Here is a 19,370-nt window from a genome sequence, read left to right on the forward strand (position 1 = left end):
TTTGCCACCGAATATTACAAAAAACTAATTTGTTATGAAGAAATTATTTATTGCCGTAGTGGCTATTGCAGCACTCTGTGCTTGTGGAAATGGCGAGAAAAAGTATCTCGACTATCGTGGACTCTCAATGGGTATGCCCTTCAAAACCTTCTGCGACTCGCTCGCTGCTCGTGGTTTTGCTATCGATTCAGCCAAGACCGACTCTGATTTTGCCCGTGTATCGATGTATCACCCCAACCTTAACTACCGTCTGATGTTAGCTCAGCGTAACGATACATTGGTTGCACTGCAGGAGAACTACACCATCTCTACCAACGATAGCACCCGAAAAATGTGGCAGCAGATGCACGATGCATTCGAGGAGCAACTGGGCGCTTGGCCTAACATGCTGAAGGATGGAAAAGACCACCGTATCGCAAAATTCGAGGATAAAGGTGGTTTCATCACCCTTACCCTCGAAAATACATATAAGCCAACTTTAAGTGTACTTTATCAATCAAAGTAGCATAATGGTGTAGAGGTAAACTACTGCAGCGGGGATGGCCAGCAGCGACGAATCGAAACGATCAAGCATGCCACCATGTCCGGGCAGTATGTTACCGCTATCCTTAATACCGATGGTGCGCTTAAACAAGCTCTCCACCAGATCGCCCCAGGTACCAAAGATAACTACGGTGAGTCCCAATCCGGCCCACTCAACAGCGGTCAGTCCTAACTGATTAAGCTGATACTCATCGGTAAGATACCATACCAGCACGGCAACGGCTATCACTAAGATACCACCACCGATGCTGCCTTCCCAACTCTTTCCTGGCGAAATGCGGGGGAAGAGTTTATGTTTGCCCAACAGCGATCCACAGAGGTAGGCTCCTGTATCGTTCATCCACAAGAATACGAATACCGACAAGGGTAACACAGCATCGTAAGCCACAAATCCCTGAGGCGCAGCGTGGAATGCCAGCGTATTAAGCAGCGAGAACGGCAGGGCGATATACAACTGAGCCATCATGGTATAGGCCCAATCATGTATGGGATCCTCGTTCTTCAGGTACAGCTCAGCCACCATCAGATAGATGATAGACACAAGGTAAGGGATGAACACAGCAGATGGGGTAAGCTCGCTGCAGAAACCTGCCATGGCAAAAAAGAGATATACACCTGCCACAGTAGATATCATGCGGTTAACCGTCACCTGCGCACGTTCGTTAACCAATCCGGTAAACTCCCAAATGGTCAGTCCTGTAATCAGCGCAAACAGCAGCACCATTGCCTGCGGACGCAAAAAGCTGCACACCAGCACGGCAACAAACAGCACGCCAGTAATAGCTCTAACAATAAAATTACGCATCCTTATCCTCCTTTTCTTCGGGTTTACTCTCTAATGCTTTCTGCTCAGCAGCCTTTGCTTCTGCTTCGAGCTCCTTGGCACGCTCTTCAGCCATACGCTCAGCATCGGCTTTCATCTGGGCTTCAAGCAACTCCTCTGCACGACTGGTCCAGGGACGCTTACCAAAGATTTTCTCTACATCCTCGGCAAAAATCACCTCACGATCTATCAGCAACTGAGCCAGCTGGGCATGTCCCTCCTTATGCTCGGTAAGTATCTGCTTGGCACGCTCGTACTGCTCATTTATCATACGCAGCACCTCATCGTCCATAATCTTTGCCGTGGTTTCCGAATAAGGTCTCTGGAACTGATACTCAGCATTATTATAATAACACACGTTAGGCAGTTTTTCGCTCATACCAGCATAAGCAATCATGCCGTAAGCCTGCTTGGTAGTGCGCTCAAGGTCGTTCATAGCACCTGTCGAGATATGACCCACAAACAGCTCTTCGGCTGCGCGACCACCCAACAGCGAACACATCTCATCCAGCATCGCCTCCTTGGTTTGCAGCACGCGCTCCTCAGGCAGATACCAGGCAGCACCAAGGGCCTGTCCACGTGGCACGATAGAAACCTTAACCAATGGGTTGGCAAACTCGGTAAACCATGAGATGGTAGCATGACCAGCCTCGTGAATAGCTATCGAGCGTTTCTCGGCCTGTGTCATCACCTTGGTCTTCTTTTCAAGTCCGCCAATAATACGGTCAACGGCATCCAGGAAGTCCTGCTTCGTTACAGTCTGACTATTATGACGGGCCGCAATCAGCGCAGCCTCATTACAAACATTGGCAATATCAGCACCCGAGAAGCCTGGTGTTTGGCGAGCCAGGAAGTCGATATCTACGCTTTCATCAATCTTCACAGGCTTCAGGTGTACCTTAAATACCTCCTTACGCTCGTTCAGATCAGGCAAATCAACGTGTATCTGACGATCGAAGCGTCCTGCACGCAGCAGAGCTGAATCAAGCATATCGGCACGGTTGGTAGCAGCCAGAATAATAACACCGCTATTTGTACCGAATCCGTCCATCTCAGTCAACAGGGCATTCAGCGTATTCTCGCGCTCATCGTTACCGCCCATGGCAGGATTCTTTGAACGAGCACGTCCCACAGCATCAATCTCATCGATGAAGATGATACAAGGACTCTTTGTTTTGGCCTGCTGGAACAAATCGCGTACACGACTGGCACCAACACCCACAAACATCTCTACAAAGTCAGAACCACTCATTGAGAAGAAAGGCACACCAGCCTCGCCTGCTACAGCCTTAGCTAACAGGGTTTTACCTGTTCCCGGAGGACCGACCAGCAGGGCTCCCTTGGGTATCTTACCTCCCAAGTCGGTATATTTCTGAGGATTCTTCAGGAAGTCAACAATCTCCTGTATCTCTTGTTTGGCACCAGCTTGTCCGGCAACATCCTTAAACGTGATGCCTAACTCACCACCCTTCTCATACATCTTTGCTTTGCTCTTGCCTACGTTGAAGACACCGCCACCAACGCCGCCGCCTCCGCCGCCCATGCGACGCATCAGGAATATCCACAATCCTACTATAAATAAAATAGGAATGAGGTTAGATAGAATCAGCGATAAGAACTCGTTATCACGTTTATTGTCGAAAGCCAGATCACCGGTAAACACCTTTTCATCCTTAGCCTTGGCTACAAACTGCTCAACCTGATCTACGCTACCGAATTCTACCTCCAGATAGGGCTCAACACCCGTTTGCTGCGTTCCCTGGTGGAACACATCACGGATATGTTCGGGCTTTACATACATACGTAGCATGCTCTGGGCCTTGTTTACCACAATCTTTTTGGCATAGCCACGCTCAACCATAGTTTTGAACTCGCTATACGATGCGGTTTTTGCTACGCTACTATTTTCGGCACCACCACTGGTAAAGTAAAGCAGTCCTAAAGCCAGAATAGCGATGAAATATATCCAGTTCATGTTGAACTTGGGCATATTCATCTTAGGACCGTTAGCACCGTTATTTTTGTTTGGTTTTTGATTATTCTCCATATACCTATTATATATATATTAGTCTAAATCAGGAATACGAGTCAGAGGTGCATCTTCCCACAGATGTTCCAAATCGTAATACTCGCGCACATCGGGCAAGAAAATGTGTACCAATACGTCAGTATAATCCATAGCCACCCACTGAGCGTTTTCAAGTCCTACTACGTGTGCAGGTTTCTCGCTTAACTGTTCGCGCACCATATCCCCCACCGACTCAGCAATAGCCTCGACCTGCGTGGGCGAGTTGCCAGTGCAGATAATGAAATACTGACAGATGGTTCCTTCTATTTTAGTCAGGTCGGCCACTACAATATCGCAGCCCTTCTTCTCCTGAATCGCGTCTTTAATTGTTTCTACAAGTTGTATCATTCAAAATTTGCTATTATTTGTGCACAAAGGTAGTGTAAATTGCCCAAAAAACAAAGAAAAAGTGAAAAATTTGCGGTTTTTTATAATTTTTCCCCAAAAAATTTTGGTAGTTCAAGAAAAAGTAGTACCTTTGCACCCGCAAAACAGAACAAGAGAGTTCTCAAGCAAAAACATTTTGGGGTATGGTGTAATGGTAACACTGCAGATTCTGGTCCTGCCTTTCCTGGTTCGAGTCCGGGTACCCCAACTAAAAAGGTCGCTAAGTTTTGAACTTAGCGATTTTTTTATTATAAGCATTTTACAGCGTTTTTCTTGCTTAATTCAGCTAAAAAATGTATCTTTGCCACGATTTTTAAAACGAAAATCGAAATATGGCAAAAGAACAATCGGCAACAAAAGAGCGGCAGCACACCAACCTGCGCGAGCCGCGGCGATACAAAGTAACAATATACAACGACGATTTTACCACGATGGAATTTGTGGTGAAGATACTTACACAAGTGTTTTTTAAAAGTGAGACAGAGGCCGAGGCACTCATGCTGCAGGTACACCATAGCGACAAAGCAGTGGTGGGTATCTATAGCTATGACGTTGCCACATCGAAGGTGCGTAAAGCCACCAACATGGCCCGTGAAGAGGGATTTCCCCTCCGTTTAACTGTTGAACCTGAGGAATAACTATGGCAGAGATAAAGCAAACCAAACGCGCCGCCAGGATGCTCAGCGATACTATGAAGTGCTGCAAAGAGTACCGACATGAGTTTATCATGCCCGAGCACCTGCTGCTGGTAATGATGGACGACAATGAGTTTTACAACACACTCGACAGCTACTATTCGGCCAACCTGTTTCAGGAGCGAATAGAAAACAAGTTAGACGAAGTAGAGACCGTACCCGAAGACATAGATTACGAACCCGAAGCATCGACACAAATGGGACAACTGATAGAGTTTGCCTGCGCGCAAATCATCAATAGCAGTGCAACAGCACTCGATGTTCCTCACTTGGTGATGGGGTTACTTAATCTACCAGAATCTTGGGCCTGTTACCTACTGAAAGATGCGTTAGGCGATAATGAAAGCAACTTTATGAGCGACCTGATTAGCGCCTACGAGTTAGCCGACCAACTGGGCACAGGCGACCAGCAAAAGGGCCAGGAAGCCTGGCGCCGACTGGTTACCTGTATGAACACACTGTACCAACAGCACAACCCACTGATTGGTCGCGAGCAGGAGTTGCAGCGTACTATACAAGTACTTTGTCGACGTGACAAAAACAACCCGCTGCACGTGGGCGAACCCGGTGTAGGCAAAACAGCCCTAGTTTGGGGACTTGCACGCATGATTGAGGAGGACCAGAACCTACCTGAACGCCTGAAAGGCAGCAAGATATACCAGCTTGACCTGGGCACACTGTTGGCAGGCACTCAGTATCGCGGCGACTTTGAGAACCGCATTAAGCAAATAATGGAGGGTATACAAGAGGAAAGCGACAAAAACATCGTTTACATCGACGAGATACATACGCTGGTAGGCGCAGGTGCCACCGGCGAGGGCGCCATGGATGCTTCGAACATGCTGAAACCTTACTTAGAAGCTGGCGGCATCCGTTTTATCGGATCGACAACCTACGAAGAGTACAACCGTCACTTTGCCCGTTCAAAAGGTCTGGTGCGCCGTTTCCAGCAAATCGACATTCCCGAGCCAACGCCCGAAGAAACCAAGCACATCGTGCGCCAGTTACGCTCGCAATACGAGAGTTTCCATCACGTCACATACGACGAGGCGGCACTCGACTTTGCCGTTGATGCCAGCTATAAATACGTAAACGACCGTTTTCTACCCGATAAAGCCATCGACTTGATAGACGAAGCAGGAGCTGCAGCAGAGCTTAAAGATGGCGCACAACCTGCAAACGTCAACAAAGTTGATATTGCCGATGTACTGGCAAAAACCTGCAAGGTAGACACTATGGCTATGAACAGCGATGACGATAACGCTCAACTGGAAACACTGGCCCCACGTCTGCTCCAGAAGATATACGGACAGGACGAGGCTATCCGTCAGGTAGTAGAAGCTGTACAGATGTCGAAAGCCGGACTGCTTGATGACAATAAGCCGCTGGCATCACTATTGTTTGTTGGTCCCACAGGTGTGGGCAAAACAGAGGTGGCACGCGTGCTGGCCAAAGAGCTTGGCATAGCGTTGCTACGTTTCGATATGAGTGAATATACCGAGAAGCACACCGTTGCCAAGCTGATAGGCTCGCCTGCAGGCTATATAGGCTACGAGGATGGCGGACTACTTACCGATGCCATCCGCAAAACACCTAACTGCGTGTTACTACTCGACGAGATAGAAAAAGCGCATCAGGACATCTATAATATCCTGCTGCAGGTAATGGACTATGCACGCTTGACCGACAACAAAGGGCGCAAGGCCGACTTCCGCAACGTGATACTGATTATGACCTCGAACGCAGGTGCCCAATATGCTGCACAAGCCAACATAGGCTTTACAGGTAACACATCGCGCGGCGAGGCCATGTTGAAACAGGTAAAGAAAACATTCAAGCCCGAATTCATCAACCGTCTGTCGGGCACGGTAGTGTTCAACGATATGGATCACGAGATGGCCACACTCATCCTAAAGAAGAAGTTAAGCGAGTTGCAGGACAAACTGACCGCGAAACAAGTAGAGATGACACTGAGCGACGAGGCTTTTAAGCTGCTGCTTGACGAGGGTTACACCCACGAATACGGTGCCCGCGAGATGGACCGCGTGATAGCCCAGCGGCTGAAACCGCTACTCATGCGCGAGATACTGTTCGGCAGTCTGAAACAAGGTGGACATATTATAATAAGTACACGCGATGGCAGTTTATCAATTGGATAACGATCTGTGGTTTCCCGATCCACACCTTGGCGAAGAGGATGGATTAGTGGCTGTGGGCGGCGATCTATCTGTTGACAGACTTCTGCTGGCCTACAGCAATGGTTTCTTCCCCTGGTTTGCCTACCGACACCAGCAGGAGCCGCTATGGTACTGTCCGCTGCAGCGCTTCGTTATATTTCCTAACGAAGTACATATAAGCCACTCCATGCAACAAGTTATCAGGAAGGGCGAACTACAGATAACCATCAATCAAGACTTTGAAGGGGTGATACGTGGCTGCGCCACCGCCCAAAACCGCAACAACGACGAAGGCGCCTGGTTAGGTCCTGAAATGATTGAGGCCTATACCGAGATGCACCGACAGGGATTTGCTGCCAGTGTTGAAGTGTGGCAGAGCGAGACACTAGTGGGAGGTCTGTACGGCATAAACCTAGGTACAGCCTTTTTCGGCGAGAGTATGTTCTCATTAGTACCCAACGCCTCAAAGTTAGCCCTGATACACCTGGCACAAACCTTCGATAAACTGGGCGGCAAACTGATTGACTGCCAGTTTGAAACACCACATTTAAAGCGCATGGGAGGCCGTTTTATACCCTACGAAACCTATATCAGACTCCTAAAATCGTGAAAAATTGTAGCGCACTGTAAACAAGTGTAAAAAAAACCCGTTTTCGCACACAAATCGATTGTGTTCGCACACAACAGCTTGATGTATATCAAAAGAAGTGCACTTTTTTGAGGAAAGTACATCATATTTCTTGTGTGGTTGCAAAAATCGTCGTACCTTTGCAACGTCAAAAGAAAACAAGAGTTCTTTAATAGAAGCATAGAAAACAATACAGAGGTATTAGTTAAGGTATATAAAGATTGATTGATTTAGGTTTTAGTTAGAGTTAATAGTTAGTTAGAATTTGGTTTTAGGTTTATTAGTTAAATTGGAGATAGGTATTTCTAAGGTGTTAGAAAAGATTTGTTAGTAAGGATAACAAAGACGCAGTGGTGACACTCCGTTTTTTCTCAGAAAAAGGTTTTTAGTTATTCATAGATTGTTGGTGCCGCCCTCGAGTCGTTGATGACCCTTGAGCGGCTTTTTTTGCTATCTACTAAAACAGTAAATTATGAATTAAGCCTGCTTGAGTTTCAACTTATCAGCCCAACTTCCTTTGAACAAGCGCACAAGGAAGATAATACCACGGAAGGTAAGTTCGATGGCCATAGCAGTCCATACACCCATTAAACCCCATTTGGGAGCCAGTGTGGCAGCCAACGACAAACGAACAGCCCACATAGAAGCCAAACTCATGATGGCCGGGATGATGGTATCGCCTGCACCCACGAAAATACCGTTAACTACAATGGCAGCAGCAAACATCGGCTCTGCCCATGCTTCGATACGCAGAACCTGAGCACCCAGAGCTATCACTTCATCAACAGGCGACATGATAGCCATCAACTGTGGTGCAAAAGTCCACATCAGCACACCCATCAGTGTCATTACCATCATGCCTAAACCAACCGACATATGGGCAAACGAGCGGGTAAGCTGTTTCTGCCCTGCACCTATACCCTGTCCCACCAATGTAGTGGCAGCCTCGGCAATACCGAAACCAGGCATATAGCATAAACTCTCTACCGTAATAGCCAACGAATGGGCTGCAATAGCAATCGTACCCAATGGTGCCACAATCAGCGTGCTCACCATCTGAGCCGATCCCATTAGCAGATGCTGCAAACCCATGGGGGCACCAATTCTGAAAGCAGTACCAATGGTATCAGCTTTTGGCTTGAATGAACCTGGGCGTCCTACCAATGAGAGCATTTTTGAGCGTACCAATAGGAAATACAGCATCAGACTAGCTGTAACCAGCATGGCCATACCTGTACCAATAGCAGCACCCATCACACCCAAACCTAAAATATAAATAAACAGGTAGTTAAACACCACATCCATCACGCACATGCCGATATTCAACATCGAGGGAATCTTCATGTTACCCGAGCACTTGAGCATAGAACCTGCCAATCCCTCCATCTGAAAAAAGATACCACAAGCTCCGAAAATACCGAAATACAATGAGGCATCGCGGGCAATCTCAGCCGTTCCTCCCATCCAATAAGGCAGGAATGGACTGATAGCTACCGATGTAATGGATATCAATAGTGCCCAAACCATACAGCACACTAAAGCCTGGCGCAAGACACGACGGGCCGCCTCAAAGTCGTTGGCACCAATAAAATGCGCCACCTGCACCGAAAAGCCCATGTTAGCTGCCGAAGCCAAACCACCCAACAGCCAACCGGTAGTTTCCACCAGACCGATTGAAGCCGATGCCTTGGCACCCAAATGGCCCACCATCGAGGCATCGATAAAAAACATGATGGTAGCTGATATCTGTGCCAGGATCGAAGGAATACTCAAACTAACAATCAACCAAAGTTTTTCTCTTTGGCTCATCTCACGTCCTTCACGGATGTATGAAAGCAGTAGTTCGCTATTCTTAACCTTCTTCATGTGGCAGTTATGTCTGTTGTTAAATGAAAAAAGGATGTGACCGAAATCACATCCTAACTTGTTGTTGTGGGCGTTGACGGATTCGAACCGCCGACCCTCTGCTTGTAAGGCAGATGCTCTAAACCAGCTGAGCTAAACGCCCTCATTTCTTGTAAGCGGGTGCAAAGGTAAGAAGATTTTTTGAAACTACCGCATGTTTTACAAGAAATCTGTTAGAATTTAACCTTCATTCACATTTTAACCCAATAAATGCTCAATATCGCCCTGTGGAAGTATGCAAAGTATAGCTTTTCCATCGGGTGTATAATTGACGTTCGAGCACGAGAAAAGATCGTTAATGATGCTCTCAATTTCGTCGTTAGTCAGTATCTGACCATAAGGAATGGCAGCACTCTGGGCTAGGCGGAGTGCCAAAGCAGCATGAATAGCCTCTATCGAATCGGCTGCACTCGTTGATGACAGCATGTCGTGCAGCAGGTTCTGCGGATTAATACCTTCGAGTCCAGCAGGAATACCATTCACAGCATAGGTATTACCACCTAAATCGCTCAGGTCGAAACCATAAGCGGTAAGTTCGGGCAACAGCTGCTGCATGGTAACACCCTCGGACGGCGAGAATGTAATCGTTTCAGGGAACAGCATTTTCTGGGTGCTGATAACATGACCGTCGTGCTGATTCAGGTAACGATCGTAAAGCACACGGATGCTGGCACGATGCTGGTCGATAATCATCAGACCAGATTTTACTGCCGTCATCAGGTACTTGCCCTTATACTGGTAGTGAGCAGGCGACTTCTCAGAGAGAATCTCGGTAGCCGACTGTGGCGCCACAACGTTTTCATCGTCAAAGAACGATGGTTGCTGTACAGGTTCCTCACGGAACGAGCCCTGTTCCACACCCAGATACAAACTCTCCCACTGATTAGGCACACTGCTGGAACTACTTCCACCACTCTGCTTAAACGGATTATAATCTGGGTTATAGTTAACCTTGGGCGCAGCAAAACTATCTTGGAAAGTGTTGCTGTTACTATCAAACAAGGGAATGTCTGGTTGTCCCTGAGTATCGAAATCAATCGAAGGCACTTCGCAGTACTTGCCAATACCATCACGAACAGCAGCCGACAGAATCTGCCAGATGGCCTGTTCATTCTCAAACTTAATTTCGGTCTTGGTAGGATGTATGTTCACATCTATCTCGCCTGGCTCTACTTCTATATACAAGAAATAAGGTACAGCCATACCATCGGGCACCAAACGGTCGTAAGCTTTCATCACAGCCTTGTGAAAGTAAGGGTGCTTCATAAAGCGACCATTGACGAAGAAATAGTCGCACCCAGTTTTTTTGCGGGCAGCCTCAGGTTTACCCACAAAACCAGAAACCGTACACATGGCTGTATGCACCTCAACAGGTACTAAATCCTGATTATACTGTTTTCCAAACACATCTGCAATGCGCTGACGTACAGAGCCTGCACGCAGGTTCAGCATCTCTACCCCATTATTGTGCAAGGTAAAATGAATATCGGGATAAACGAGCACGATACGCTCGAAAGCTGTCAAGATATTATTCAGCTCGGTAGCATTCGTCTTTAGGAACTTGCGACGGGCAGGTACATTGAAGAACAGGTTATCAACCTTAAAGTTAGATCCCACCGGACAAGATACCGGTTCCTGTCGAGTTACCTTCGACCCAGCAATTGAAACCTTGGTTCCTATCTCATCTTCCTGTCGACGTGTTTGCAGTTCAACCTGTGCCACGGCAGCAATCGAAGCCAAAGCCTCGCCACGAAATCCCATGGTGTGCAGGGCAAACAGATCGTCGGCCTGCGAGATCTTCGATGTTGCATGGCGCTCGAACGCCAATCGTGCATCGGTCTCACTCATGCCCTTACCATCGTCGATAACCTGAATAGAGGTACGACCAGCATCCACCACAATCACATGGATGGTCTTGGCACCTGCATCAACAGAATTCTCAACCAGCTCCTTGATTACAGAAGCCGGACGCTGTATTACCTCACCAGCGGCAATCTGGTTAGCAACACTATCGGGAAGAAGATGTATTAAATCCATTTTTCAGTCTTAGTTTTCAACGCTTTTCTTTTCGCGCCAATTGAAAATGTCGTAGCGATTCATTGGGCGCACGTAGTTATACCACGCAAAGCCTGGCAGATGCTTACGATCATTAGGGATCTGGTTTAGCGGATACATCGTACCACTGCTCTTGGGCGTCCATACCTTTTGCAGTTTACGGTCCTTCAGGAACATACGAAGTTCGGATGTTTCCTGGTAATTATAGATAATCGCCACGCTGTCGCCCTCCTCAAAATAATAACCTATCAGCACATTACCCTTAGCTTGGGCTTCGTGGATAGCACCATCAATAAAGTAGGCAAACATCTCCTTCGACGACACCTGATTATAAAGCGTAGTATCGCTACGAAGTTGCTGTATCGAGAAACAGTTGTCGATAACATGGGCATGATCGATCAGCGAATCTTTCATAAACACCTCGATACGGTCGCCCACCAACTGCTGGTTATTGTTCCACACGATAGGATCGTGATAGAGCGTCATACACGAATCGAGCGAGTTATAGATAAGTGAGTCGCAAACAGCCTGCACATCGTTTCGGAATGCACGCACATGATGGAATGCAAAGATTTTGCGATACACCGAATCGGTTTCAATATTATAGGTTACCACCTTAAATGTATCGGCATGCATAAACAACGAGTCGCCCTGCGAGTAGTCGATGGCTACGGCACTATCCGTACACAGCGCAAAACCGGTATTCTCGTAGTACTCGCCATAGTTACCTGTAAGTTTATTCTTGTTTACAGAATCCACATACACCACGTTGCGGAAGGCCTGGCTAAAGCCCTGTTTGCTATCGTAGTAAACACTATCTCCCACCATCATCTTACCCTGGTTAGAGAGAACCGAGCGGTTCATCAGACGAGCACGGTCGTTCTTGGTATCATAATAGCCTTGCTCGGAATAGATATGGCTCTCTCCCGAGGTGATATTCGACGGACCAACAATATGAGCCATCGACAAACGGGTGTCGTAATAAAGAGTATCGGTAGTGAGGAAGAACTTGGGACTCTTCATCTTCACATCGTAATTGAATACCGACATTTTGCTCTTGGTGTTATATTCTCCCCAGTCGGAGGTAAGCGTAGTCTTACCGTCAATCATCTTTCCACCCTCAAAGAAGTAGGCATTATCATACAAACGGTCGTAATCAAGGCTATCGGTATAAAGAGTGGTCTTCTTATGCTTCAGCACCACATTATAACGGGCACGAGCCATCTGCTCGTTACCATCGTAATAAGCATAATCGCTCAACAGCGAGAGCGTATCGCCCTGGTACATCTTCACATGTCCGAACGCCTCGAACGAATTGCTGGCCTCATAGAAATAGGCACTATCGCAATACAATCGGGCACCCTGATGTGTAAAATGTACCTTACCATTCAGAATGGTGGCATCGGGATTCTTCAGCTGGTCGTAATGCAGCACATCGGCATGCACCAGATACACACGTGTATCCTTAGCCTTAGCCGTTTTACGTGCAGCCGGACGACGACGCTGCTGCTTTTGCTGGGCAAATGCAGAAACGAAGCCAACCATCAGAACGATTGACAGGAATAGAGCAGCTCTACTTAATCCAACCTTCATATTCGAAATTGCAATCCTTATAATCGTCGTTCAGTCGGGTATAAGTACTCTTAATCTTATCTACTACCCACTGATGGATACGGTCCTCACGACGCTTATTCAGCACCACGTCCTTCATAATCTGGAAGTCCTCGGTTACAGAGGCCTTATGACCTTCGGTACGACTCTTCAGCTTAGCAATCACACATACGGTCTTACCACGCTGGTTAATCATCTGGAAGGCATTAGAGATCTCACCCACCTTCAGTGTATCAACAGCCTTGGCAATCTCAGCAGGCAGGTCCTGCATACGGAACTTAGATGAGGTCTTACCAGTACGCATCTGATCGGTACTCAACAGTCCCTTGGCGTTACGGGTATCCTTATCGTCAGAAATCAGTGAGGCAGCATCCTCAAAGCTGAATTTCTCGGCACGCAAATCGGCCGCAATAGAATCCAGACGACCCAAAGCACGGTCAACAGACTCCTGCGATACCACAGGCTTACGCAGGATATGACGTACATTCACCTTGTCACCACGCTTCTCAATCAGCTGGATGATATGGAAACCGAACTCCGACTCAACAATCTTCGACACCTTTTTAGGATCGGTAAGATTGAAAGCAACAGCAGCAAAGGCAGGATCAAGGGTACCACGTCCCATCAGACCGAGCTCACCACCACGACGAGCAGAACCTGGGTCCTCTGAATACAACTGTGCCAAAGTCTGGAATCGGGTTTCACCCTTATTTACACGCTCTGTATAGTTACGCAGTTCATCCTTTACACGGTTCAGTTCCTCCTGTTCAATCTTTGGGGTAAGCTGTACAATCTGTACTTCAACCTCGGTAGGAACAAAAGGCAGACTATCCTGTGGCAGGGCACTGAAATAGCGACGAACCTCAGCAGGTGTAACGGCAATATCCTCAACAAGCTTCTGCTTCATTTTCTGTACCATCTGACGATCTTTCATTTCCTCGCGCAGGTCGGCACGAATCTGTGTCAGGTTCTGGTGCTTGTACTCCTCGAGGCGCTCACGTGAACCATCAACCATCTCGAGCCAGTAGCTAATCTGCTGCTCTACCTCCTGTGCCACATCGGCATCGGTCACCTCAATACTATCGATCTGAGCCTGGTGCTTGAACAGTTTCTGAACTGCAATCTGCTCTGGAATAGTGCAGTCGGGGTTTCCACTCCATTTTACACCTTCCATAGCCGACTGCATGCGCAGGGCTTCAACATCCGAACGGAGGATGGCTTCATCGCCAACCACCCATACCACTTCGTCGATGACGGTACCAATAGAATCCTTCTTCTGGGCAGTAGCTACCAAAGGCAAGGCCAGAAGCGCCAGTGTCATTACTTTCTTTATAATACTCATAGATGTTTATTTACAGTTTTCAATACTTCTTGATTCACTTCTACCTGATAACGATGGCGTAAGGCATCAACCCACTCCTGCTCCAGGTAATCCTGCAGATCCTCAACCACTTGCTGACGCACATCCTGATAGTTATCTGGACGCTTCAGTTTCTTGCCATATACAGCATCGATGGGATAATTAGCATCAGATGTTGAACTGGTAGCCTGCTTAAACACCATCTTATCAATGGTAGGATTATCGCCAAGTTTAAACAGTCCTTTCTCCACACGGATGCGGATCACAGAATCGGGGTTAAAGGTAGTACGCAAAGCCTCTGCCCACTGATCGAAAGGCAGATTCTTTACACATTGCTTTACAGCCTTTACATCTTGCTTGGTTTTCACGTGGTAGGCAATGCCGCGGTAACGGGGTTCCTTCCATGTGTATTTCTTTTTATGGGTGTCGAACCAAGCCTTCAGTGCAATTTCATCATTCTGGGCTTTGCTCCACACCTCGCGGTTGCTGATTTCGTAAAGCAACAAACCGTCATGATACTCTTTAAACAGATATTTCAGCTCGCTGTTGGCAGCAGCTACCGAATCGGCTTTCTGCTGCATCACATCATTGGGCTTCAGCTTGCCTGCCGACGCTGCCACACGGTTACGTAACTTCATATCTGCAATCTCGTTACGGATACCATGACGCTCAAGCGATGCAACAATGCTCTGTTTCAACGAGTCGAATGGTTCCAGTTGTTTACGTTCTTTCATCAAGATGATGTGGTAACCAACAGGACTCAGGAATGGCTGACTTAACTGACCAGGTGCCAGCAAATAAGCCACATCCTCGAACTCCTTCAGTGTTTGCGAAGGTGCAATCCAAGGCAGTTCGCCTCCACGGACAGCCGAACCAGTATCTTCAGAAACCTTCTTGGCCAATTCCGCGAAATCAGCTCCTGCTTGCAGGGCACGATAAACAGAATCGATACGCTGGTGTATCTTTTCCTGCTGCTGAACGGTAGCTTGCGTCGACAACTTTAATAGGATGTGCGCTGGGCGTACCAATCCTTTCGAGCCAATCATCGCCTGAGTGCGTTCGTACATCTGTCGGGCCTGATCAAGCACCTCGGCATCGGTCACCATCGTTGGGCGCACCTGCTGGTCGCGATACATCTGGTATTCCTGACGGAACGACGACAGCGTATCGAGTTTAGCATCGAGGGCTGCAGCCACCTTCAGCTTATAATTTATAAACAAGGTGACATACTCATCCACCGACAGTTTGTCGATTACCCCTTCGCCATTGTTCTTATTGTACGAATACTCGAACTCTGAACGAGAAACAGGAACACCGGCCACGGTCATTACAACCGGGTCGGTAGTCTGTGCCAATGTTTGCTGCGAGGTAATCGCAGCAAACAATGAAAGGGCTATGGTGAGTTGTCTCATCATTAATCGTTTGGACGGCTGTAGTTAGGAGCCTCACTGGTGATAGTGATATCGTGTGGATGCGACTCGTTTACACCGGCATTGGTAATGCGTGTAAACTTGGCATCATGCAACTTCTCGATAGTCTGGGCACCGCAGTAACCCATACCTGAGCGCAAGCCACCAACCATCTGATAAATCACTTCCTGAACGGTTCCCTTGTAAGGAACACGACCAGCGATACCCTCTGGTACAAGCTTCTTCACATCCTTGGTGTCGGCCTGGAAGTAGCGGTCCTTCGAACCATGCTCCATAGCCTCGAGCGAACCCATACCACGATAGCTCTTGAACTTACGTCCGTTGTAGATAATGGTATCGCCAGGGCTCTCCTCGGTACCAGCCACAAGCGAACCAATCATGACGCTGCTACCACCGGCAGCAAGTGCCTTTACGATATCGCCTGAGTAGCGCAGACCGCCATCAGCAATCAGAGGAACATTAGTTCCCTTCAGGGCGCTGTATACATCATAAACAGCACTCAGCTGAGGCACACCAACACCAGCAACCACACGAGTGGTGCAGATTGAGCCTGGGCCAATACCAACCTTTACAGCGTCGGCACCGTTGTCAACCAGCATCTTAGCGGCAGCACCGGTAGCAATATTTCCTACCACGATATCGATATTGGGGAACGAAGCCTTTGCCTCGCGCAGCTTCTCGATAACACTCTTTGAGTGTCCGTGGGCTGTATCAATAACAATGGCATCAACACCTGCGTTAACCAGAGCCTGCATACGGTCAAGAGTATCAACGGTTACACCTACACCGGCTGCAACACGCAAACGTCCCTTATCGTCCTTACAAGCCATGGGCTTATCCTTTGCCTTGGTGATGTCCTTATAGGTAATCAGTCCAATCAATCGGTTATCCTTATCTACAACAGGAAGTTTCTCAATCTTGTTCTCCTGCAGAATCTGTGCTGCAGCAGTCAGATCGGTCTGCTGATGGGTGGTTACCAGGTTCTCCTTCGACATGATTTCCTCTACGGGACGATCCAAGCGACGCTCAAAGCGCAGGTCGCGGTTGGTTACGATACCCACCAGGCGACGGTCATCGTCAACCACGGGGATACCACCGATATGGTACTCCGACATGATTTCGAGGGCCTGAGCCACGGTGCTTCCCAATGGAATAGTGATGGGGTCGTAGATCATACCATTCTCAGCACGCTTTACAATCGCTACCTCGCGTGCCTGGTTGTCTATCGACATGTTCTTGTGAATCACTCCGATACCTCCCTCACGGGCGATGGCAATAGCCATCTGGCTTTCGGTTACTGTATCCATAGCTGCCGTTACAAAAGGAACGTTCAGCTCAATGTGCTTCGAAAAACGGGTTTTCAGCTCCACCGTTTTGGGCAGCACCTCCGAATAAGCGGGAATCAACAGGACGTCGTCGAATGTCAGACCGTCCATCACAATCTTGTCTGCAATAAATGATGCCATAATCTTTATCTCTTTTTAATTCTTCAAATCTTCAATTCTTAGTTCGCCATCTCCGAAATGAACTTAATGCGTACCAGTCGGATTTCGTCTTCCGAGTAGTCCTCGCCAAGCTCTTCCTCAGCCACACTCAGCTTATCGGTTTCGCTCTCGGCAAAGTAGTCGTAGATATCATCTACGTGATCTTCATCCATTACCTCCTCAAGGAAGTAATCAATATCCAGTTTGGTACCGCTATAAACGATTGCCTCAACCTCGTCGAGCAGTTCCTCGAACTCAATACCCTGTGCTTCAGCGATATCGTCGAGTGCTATCTGACGGTCGATACTCTGGATAATCTTGACTTTCAGCATTGACTTTTTAGCAACGGTACGCACGCGCATGTCAACCTGTCGTTCAATCTCATTCTCTTCGCAGTAGGCCTTAATCAGGTCTACAAACTCTTGAGCATAAGGCTGCTTAACCTTACCTTCGCCCACACCCTGGATACACTTCAGCTCCTCGAGTGTGATGGGATAGTCGGTTGCCATCTGGTCGATCGACACATCCTGGAAGATAACGTAAGGTGGACGACCTAACTGTCGCGAAACCTTCTTACGAAGGTCAAGCAACATAGCCGTCAGCACAGGATCAAGGGCGCTTAGTCCACCCTCCTGATCAGCCGACTCATAGTCGTCGTTAAATTCAGCATCCTTCACGATCATAAACGATTTGGGAGCCTTTATAAACTTCTTACCAGCGGCAGTCAGTTTCAGCAGTCCGTAGTTCTCTACCTCTTTACGCAGGTAGCCGGCTATCAGCGCCTGACGGATTACTGGGTTCCAAATCTTCTCATCGTCATCGGCTCCAGCACCAAACAGTTCCTGCTCGTCGTGATGATGAGCCAGAATCTCTTCGGTAGGTTTACCGATAATAAAGTCTATCACATAGTCCGAGCGGAAATTCTCCTTGATAACCTGGATCGTCTTCAGTACAATAACCAACTGTTCCTGAGCTTCGATCTTGGTCTTGGGGTGCAGACAGTTATCGCAGTTACCACAGTTATCCTTCTCGTAGGTCTCACCGAAATAGTGTAACAACATCTTACGGCGACAAACCGACGTCTCAGCATAAGCAGCGGTCTCAACCAACAACTGACGACCGATATCCTGCTCGGCCACAGGTTTACCCTCCATAAACTTATCGAGCTTCTGCAAGTCCTTATACGAGTAGAAGGCCAGGCAGATTCCCTCGCCACCGTCACGTCCGGCACGACCAGTTTCCTGATAATAGCCTTCCAACGACTTAGGTATGTCGTAGTGAATCACAAAGCGCACATCGGGCTTATCGATACCCATACCAAAGGCGATGGTAGCCACAATCACATCGATATTCTCCATCAGGAACTCATCCTGGGTATTCGAACGTGTATTCGAGTCAAGTCCGGCATGATAGGCAGCAGCCTTAATACCATTCACACGCAGGATCTCGGCCAACTCTTCTACCTTCTTTCTCGACAGGCAGTAGATAATGCCGCTCTTTCCTGGATGCTGCTTAATGAACTTGATGATATCCTTATCTACATTCGCAGTCTTTGGACGTACCTCGTAATACAGATTCGGACGGTTGAACGAGCTTTTGAACTCAGCAGCATCCACAATACCAAGGTTTTTCTTGATATCAGTACGAACCTTATCGGTAGCAGTAGCCGTAAGCGCAATGATAGGTGCCTTACCTATTTCATTTACGATAGGACGGATTTTGCGATACTCAGGACGGAAATCGTGACCCCATTCTGAAATACAGTGAGCCTCATCGATGGCATAGAAAGATATCTTAACCGAACGCAGGAACTCTACGTTCTCTTCTTTTGTCAACGACTCTGGAGCAACATATAACAGTTTGGTTCTACCAGCCATCACATCCGATTTCACCTGATCAATGGCCGCTTTGTTCAGCGACGAGTTCAGGTAGTGGGCAGTACCCTCGGTTTCGCTCATGCTGGTAATCACATCCACCTGATTCTTCATCAGCGCAATCAGCGGCGAAATCACAATGGCTGTACCCTCCATCAGTAGCGAGGGCAACTGGTAGCACAATGATTTTCCACCGCCTGTTGGCATCAGCACGAAGGTATCGTTGCCATCCATCAGGTTCTGGATAATACGCTCCTGATCGCCTTTGAATGTGTCGAATCCAAAGTACTTCTTCAGGGCTGCTGTGAGATTCATCTTTTCGCTCATATA

General features: G+C 47.8%; 14 protein-coding genes and 2 tRNA genes. 5 read left to right on the forward strand and 11 right to left on the reverse strand.

Annotated features, from left to right (window positions below; translation table 11 throughout):
• Positions 1-34: 34 nt before the first annotated feature.
• A complete protein-coding gene (locus T499_RS0111060; protein ID WP_013065003.1) occupies positions 35-505 on the forward strand; it encodes a hypothetical protein in 471 nt (156 codons plus the stop codon).
• On the opposite strand, the gene T499_RS0111065 is transcribed toward T499_RS0111060, so the two are convergent.
• The 3 genes from T499_RS0111065 to rsfS are packed head-to-tail and all read right to left on the reverse strand — an operon-like array spanning position 497 to position 3,782.
• Complete coding sequence (locus T499_RS0111065) at positions 497-1,348, reverse strand: phosphatidate cytidylyltransferase (protein WP_013063745.1); 852 nt, start codon at positions 1,346-1,348, stop codon at positions 497-499. The genes T499_RS0111060 and T499_RS0111065 overlap by 9 nt on opposite strands.
• A complete protein-coding gene (gene ftsH, locus T499_RS0111070) occupies positions 1,341-3,413 on the reverse strand; it encodes an ATP-dependent zinc metalloprotease FtsH (protein ID WP_033151022.1) in 2,073 nt (690 codons plus the stop codon). Before ftsH ends, T499_RS0111065 begins: the two co-directional genes overlap by 8 nt.
• Before the next feature lie 18 nt (positions 3,414-3,431).
• Positions 3,432-3,782 carry a ribosome silencing factor gene (gene rsfS, locus T499_RS0111075; protein ID WP_013064674.1) on the reverse strand — a complete coding sequence of 117 codons (351 nt, stop codon included), beginning with the start codon at positions 3,780-3,782 and terminating at the stop codon, positions 3,432-3,434.
• Positions 3,783-3,958: 176 nt separating this feature from the next.
• Between rsfS and T499_RS0111080 the strand changes: the two genes are divergently transcribed.
• The 4 genes from T499_RS0111080 to aat all read left to right on the forward strand — a co-directional run bounded on the left by T499_RS0111080 (position 3,959) and on the right by aat (position 7,303).
• Positions 3,959-4,029 (forward strand) — tRNA-Gln (locus T499_RS0111080).
• Between the two features lie 124 nt (positions 4,030-4,153).
• Positions 4,154-4,459 carry an ATP-dependent Clp protease adaptor ClpS gene (locus tag T499_RS0111085; protein ID WP_013063523.1) on the forward strand — a complete coding sequence of 102 codons (306 nt, stop codon included), beginning with the start codon at positions 4,154-4,156 and terminating at the stop codon, positions 4,457-4,459.
• 2 nt (positions 4,460-4,461) lie between these two features.
• Positions 4,462-6,675: an ATP-dependent Clp protease ATP-binding subunit ClpA gene (gene clpA / locus T499_RS0111090; protein WP_073046687.1), complete on the forward strand. Its 2,214-nt coding sequence runs from the start codon at positions 4,462-4,464 to the stop codon at positions 6,673-6,675.
• Positions 6,653-7,303, forward strand: a complete 651-nt coding sequence (gene aat, locus T499_RS0111095) for a leucyl/phenylalanyl-tRNA--protein transferase (RefSeq protein WP_033151023.1) — start codon at positions 6,653-6,655, stop codon at positions 7,301-7,303. The genes clpA and aat overlap by 23 nt, the downstream gene beginning before the upstream one ends.
• A gap of 495 nt (positions 7,304-7,798) precedes the next feature.
• Here aat and T499_RS0111100 read toward each other — a convergent pair whose 3' ends face one another.
• The 8 genes from T499_RS0111100 to recQ form a co-directional block, all read right to left on the reverse strand.
• Positions 7,799-9,187, reverse strand: coding sequence for an MATE family efflux transporter (locus tag T499_RS0111100; protein WP_033151024.1), 1,389 nt, complete (start codon positions 9,185-9,187; stop codon positions 7,799-7,801).
• Between the two features lie 67 nt (positions 9,188-9,254).
• Positions 9,255-9,329: transfer RNA gene (locus tag T499_RS0111105), tRNA-Val, on the reverse strand.
• Between the two features lie 95 nt (positions 9,330-9,424).
• Complete coding sequence (mutL, locus tag T499_RS0111110) at positions 9,425-11,263, reverse strand: DNA mismatch repair endonuclease MutL (RefSeq protein WP_033151025.1); 1,839 nt, start codon at positions 11,261-11,263, stop codon at positions 9,425-9,427.
• A gap of 9 nt (positions 11,264-11,272) precedes the next feature.
• Positions 11,273-12,874: an OstA-like protein gene (locus T499_RS0111115; protein ID WP_139294854.1), complete on the reverse strand. Its 1,602-nt coding sequence runs from the start codon at positions 12,872-12,874 to the stop codon at positions 11,273-11,275.
• Positions 12,855-14,234, reverse strand: coding sequence for a peptidylprolyl isomerase (locus T499_RS0111120; protein WP_080517151.1), 1,380 nt, complete (start codon positions 14,232-14,234; stop codon positions 12,855-12,857). The genes T499_RS0111115 and T499_RS0111120 overlap by 20 nt, the downstream gene beginning before the upstream one ends.
• Positions 14,231-15,664 carry a peptidylprolyl isomerase gene (locus tag T499_RS0111125; RefSeq protein WP_033151066.1) on the reverse strand — a complete coding sequence of 478 codons (1,434 nt, stop codon included), beginning with the start codon at positions 15,662-15,664 and terminating at the stop codon, positions 14,231-14,233. Before T499_RS0111125 ends, T499_RS0111120 begins: the two co-directional genes overlap by 4 nt.
• 2 nt (positions 15,665-15,666) lie before the next feature.
• Positions 15,667-17,148, reverse strand: coding sequence for an IMP dehydrogenase (guaB, locus tag T499_RS0111130; RefSeq protein ID WP_013064397.1), 1,482 nt, complete (start codon positions 17,146-17,148; stop codon positions 15,667-15,669).
• 38 nt (positions 17,149-17,186) lie between these two features.
• A complete protein-coding gene (gene recQ, locus T499_RS0111135) occupies positions 17,187-19,367 on the reverse strand; it encodes a DNA helicase RecQ (protein ID WP_033151026.1) in 2,181 nt (726 codons plus the stop codon).
• Positions 19,368-19,370: the final 3 nt, after the last annotated feature.

Origin of the sequence: Prevotella sp. RM4, assembly GCF_000701965.1 — a bacterium.
GTDB lineage: Bacteria > Bacteroidota > Bacteroidia > Bacteroidales > Bacteroidaceae > Prevotella > Prevotella ruminicola.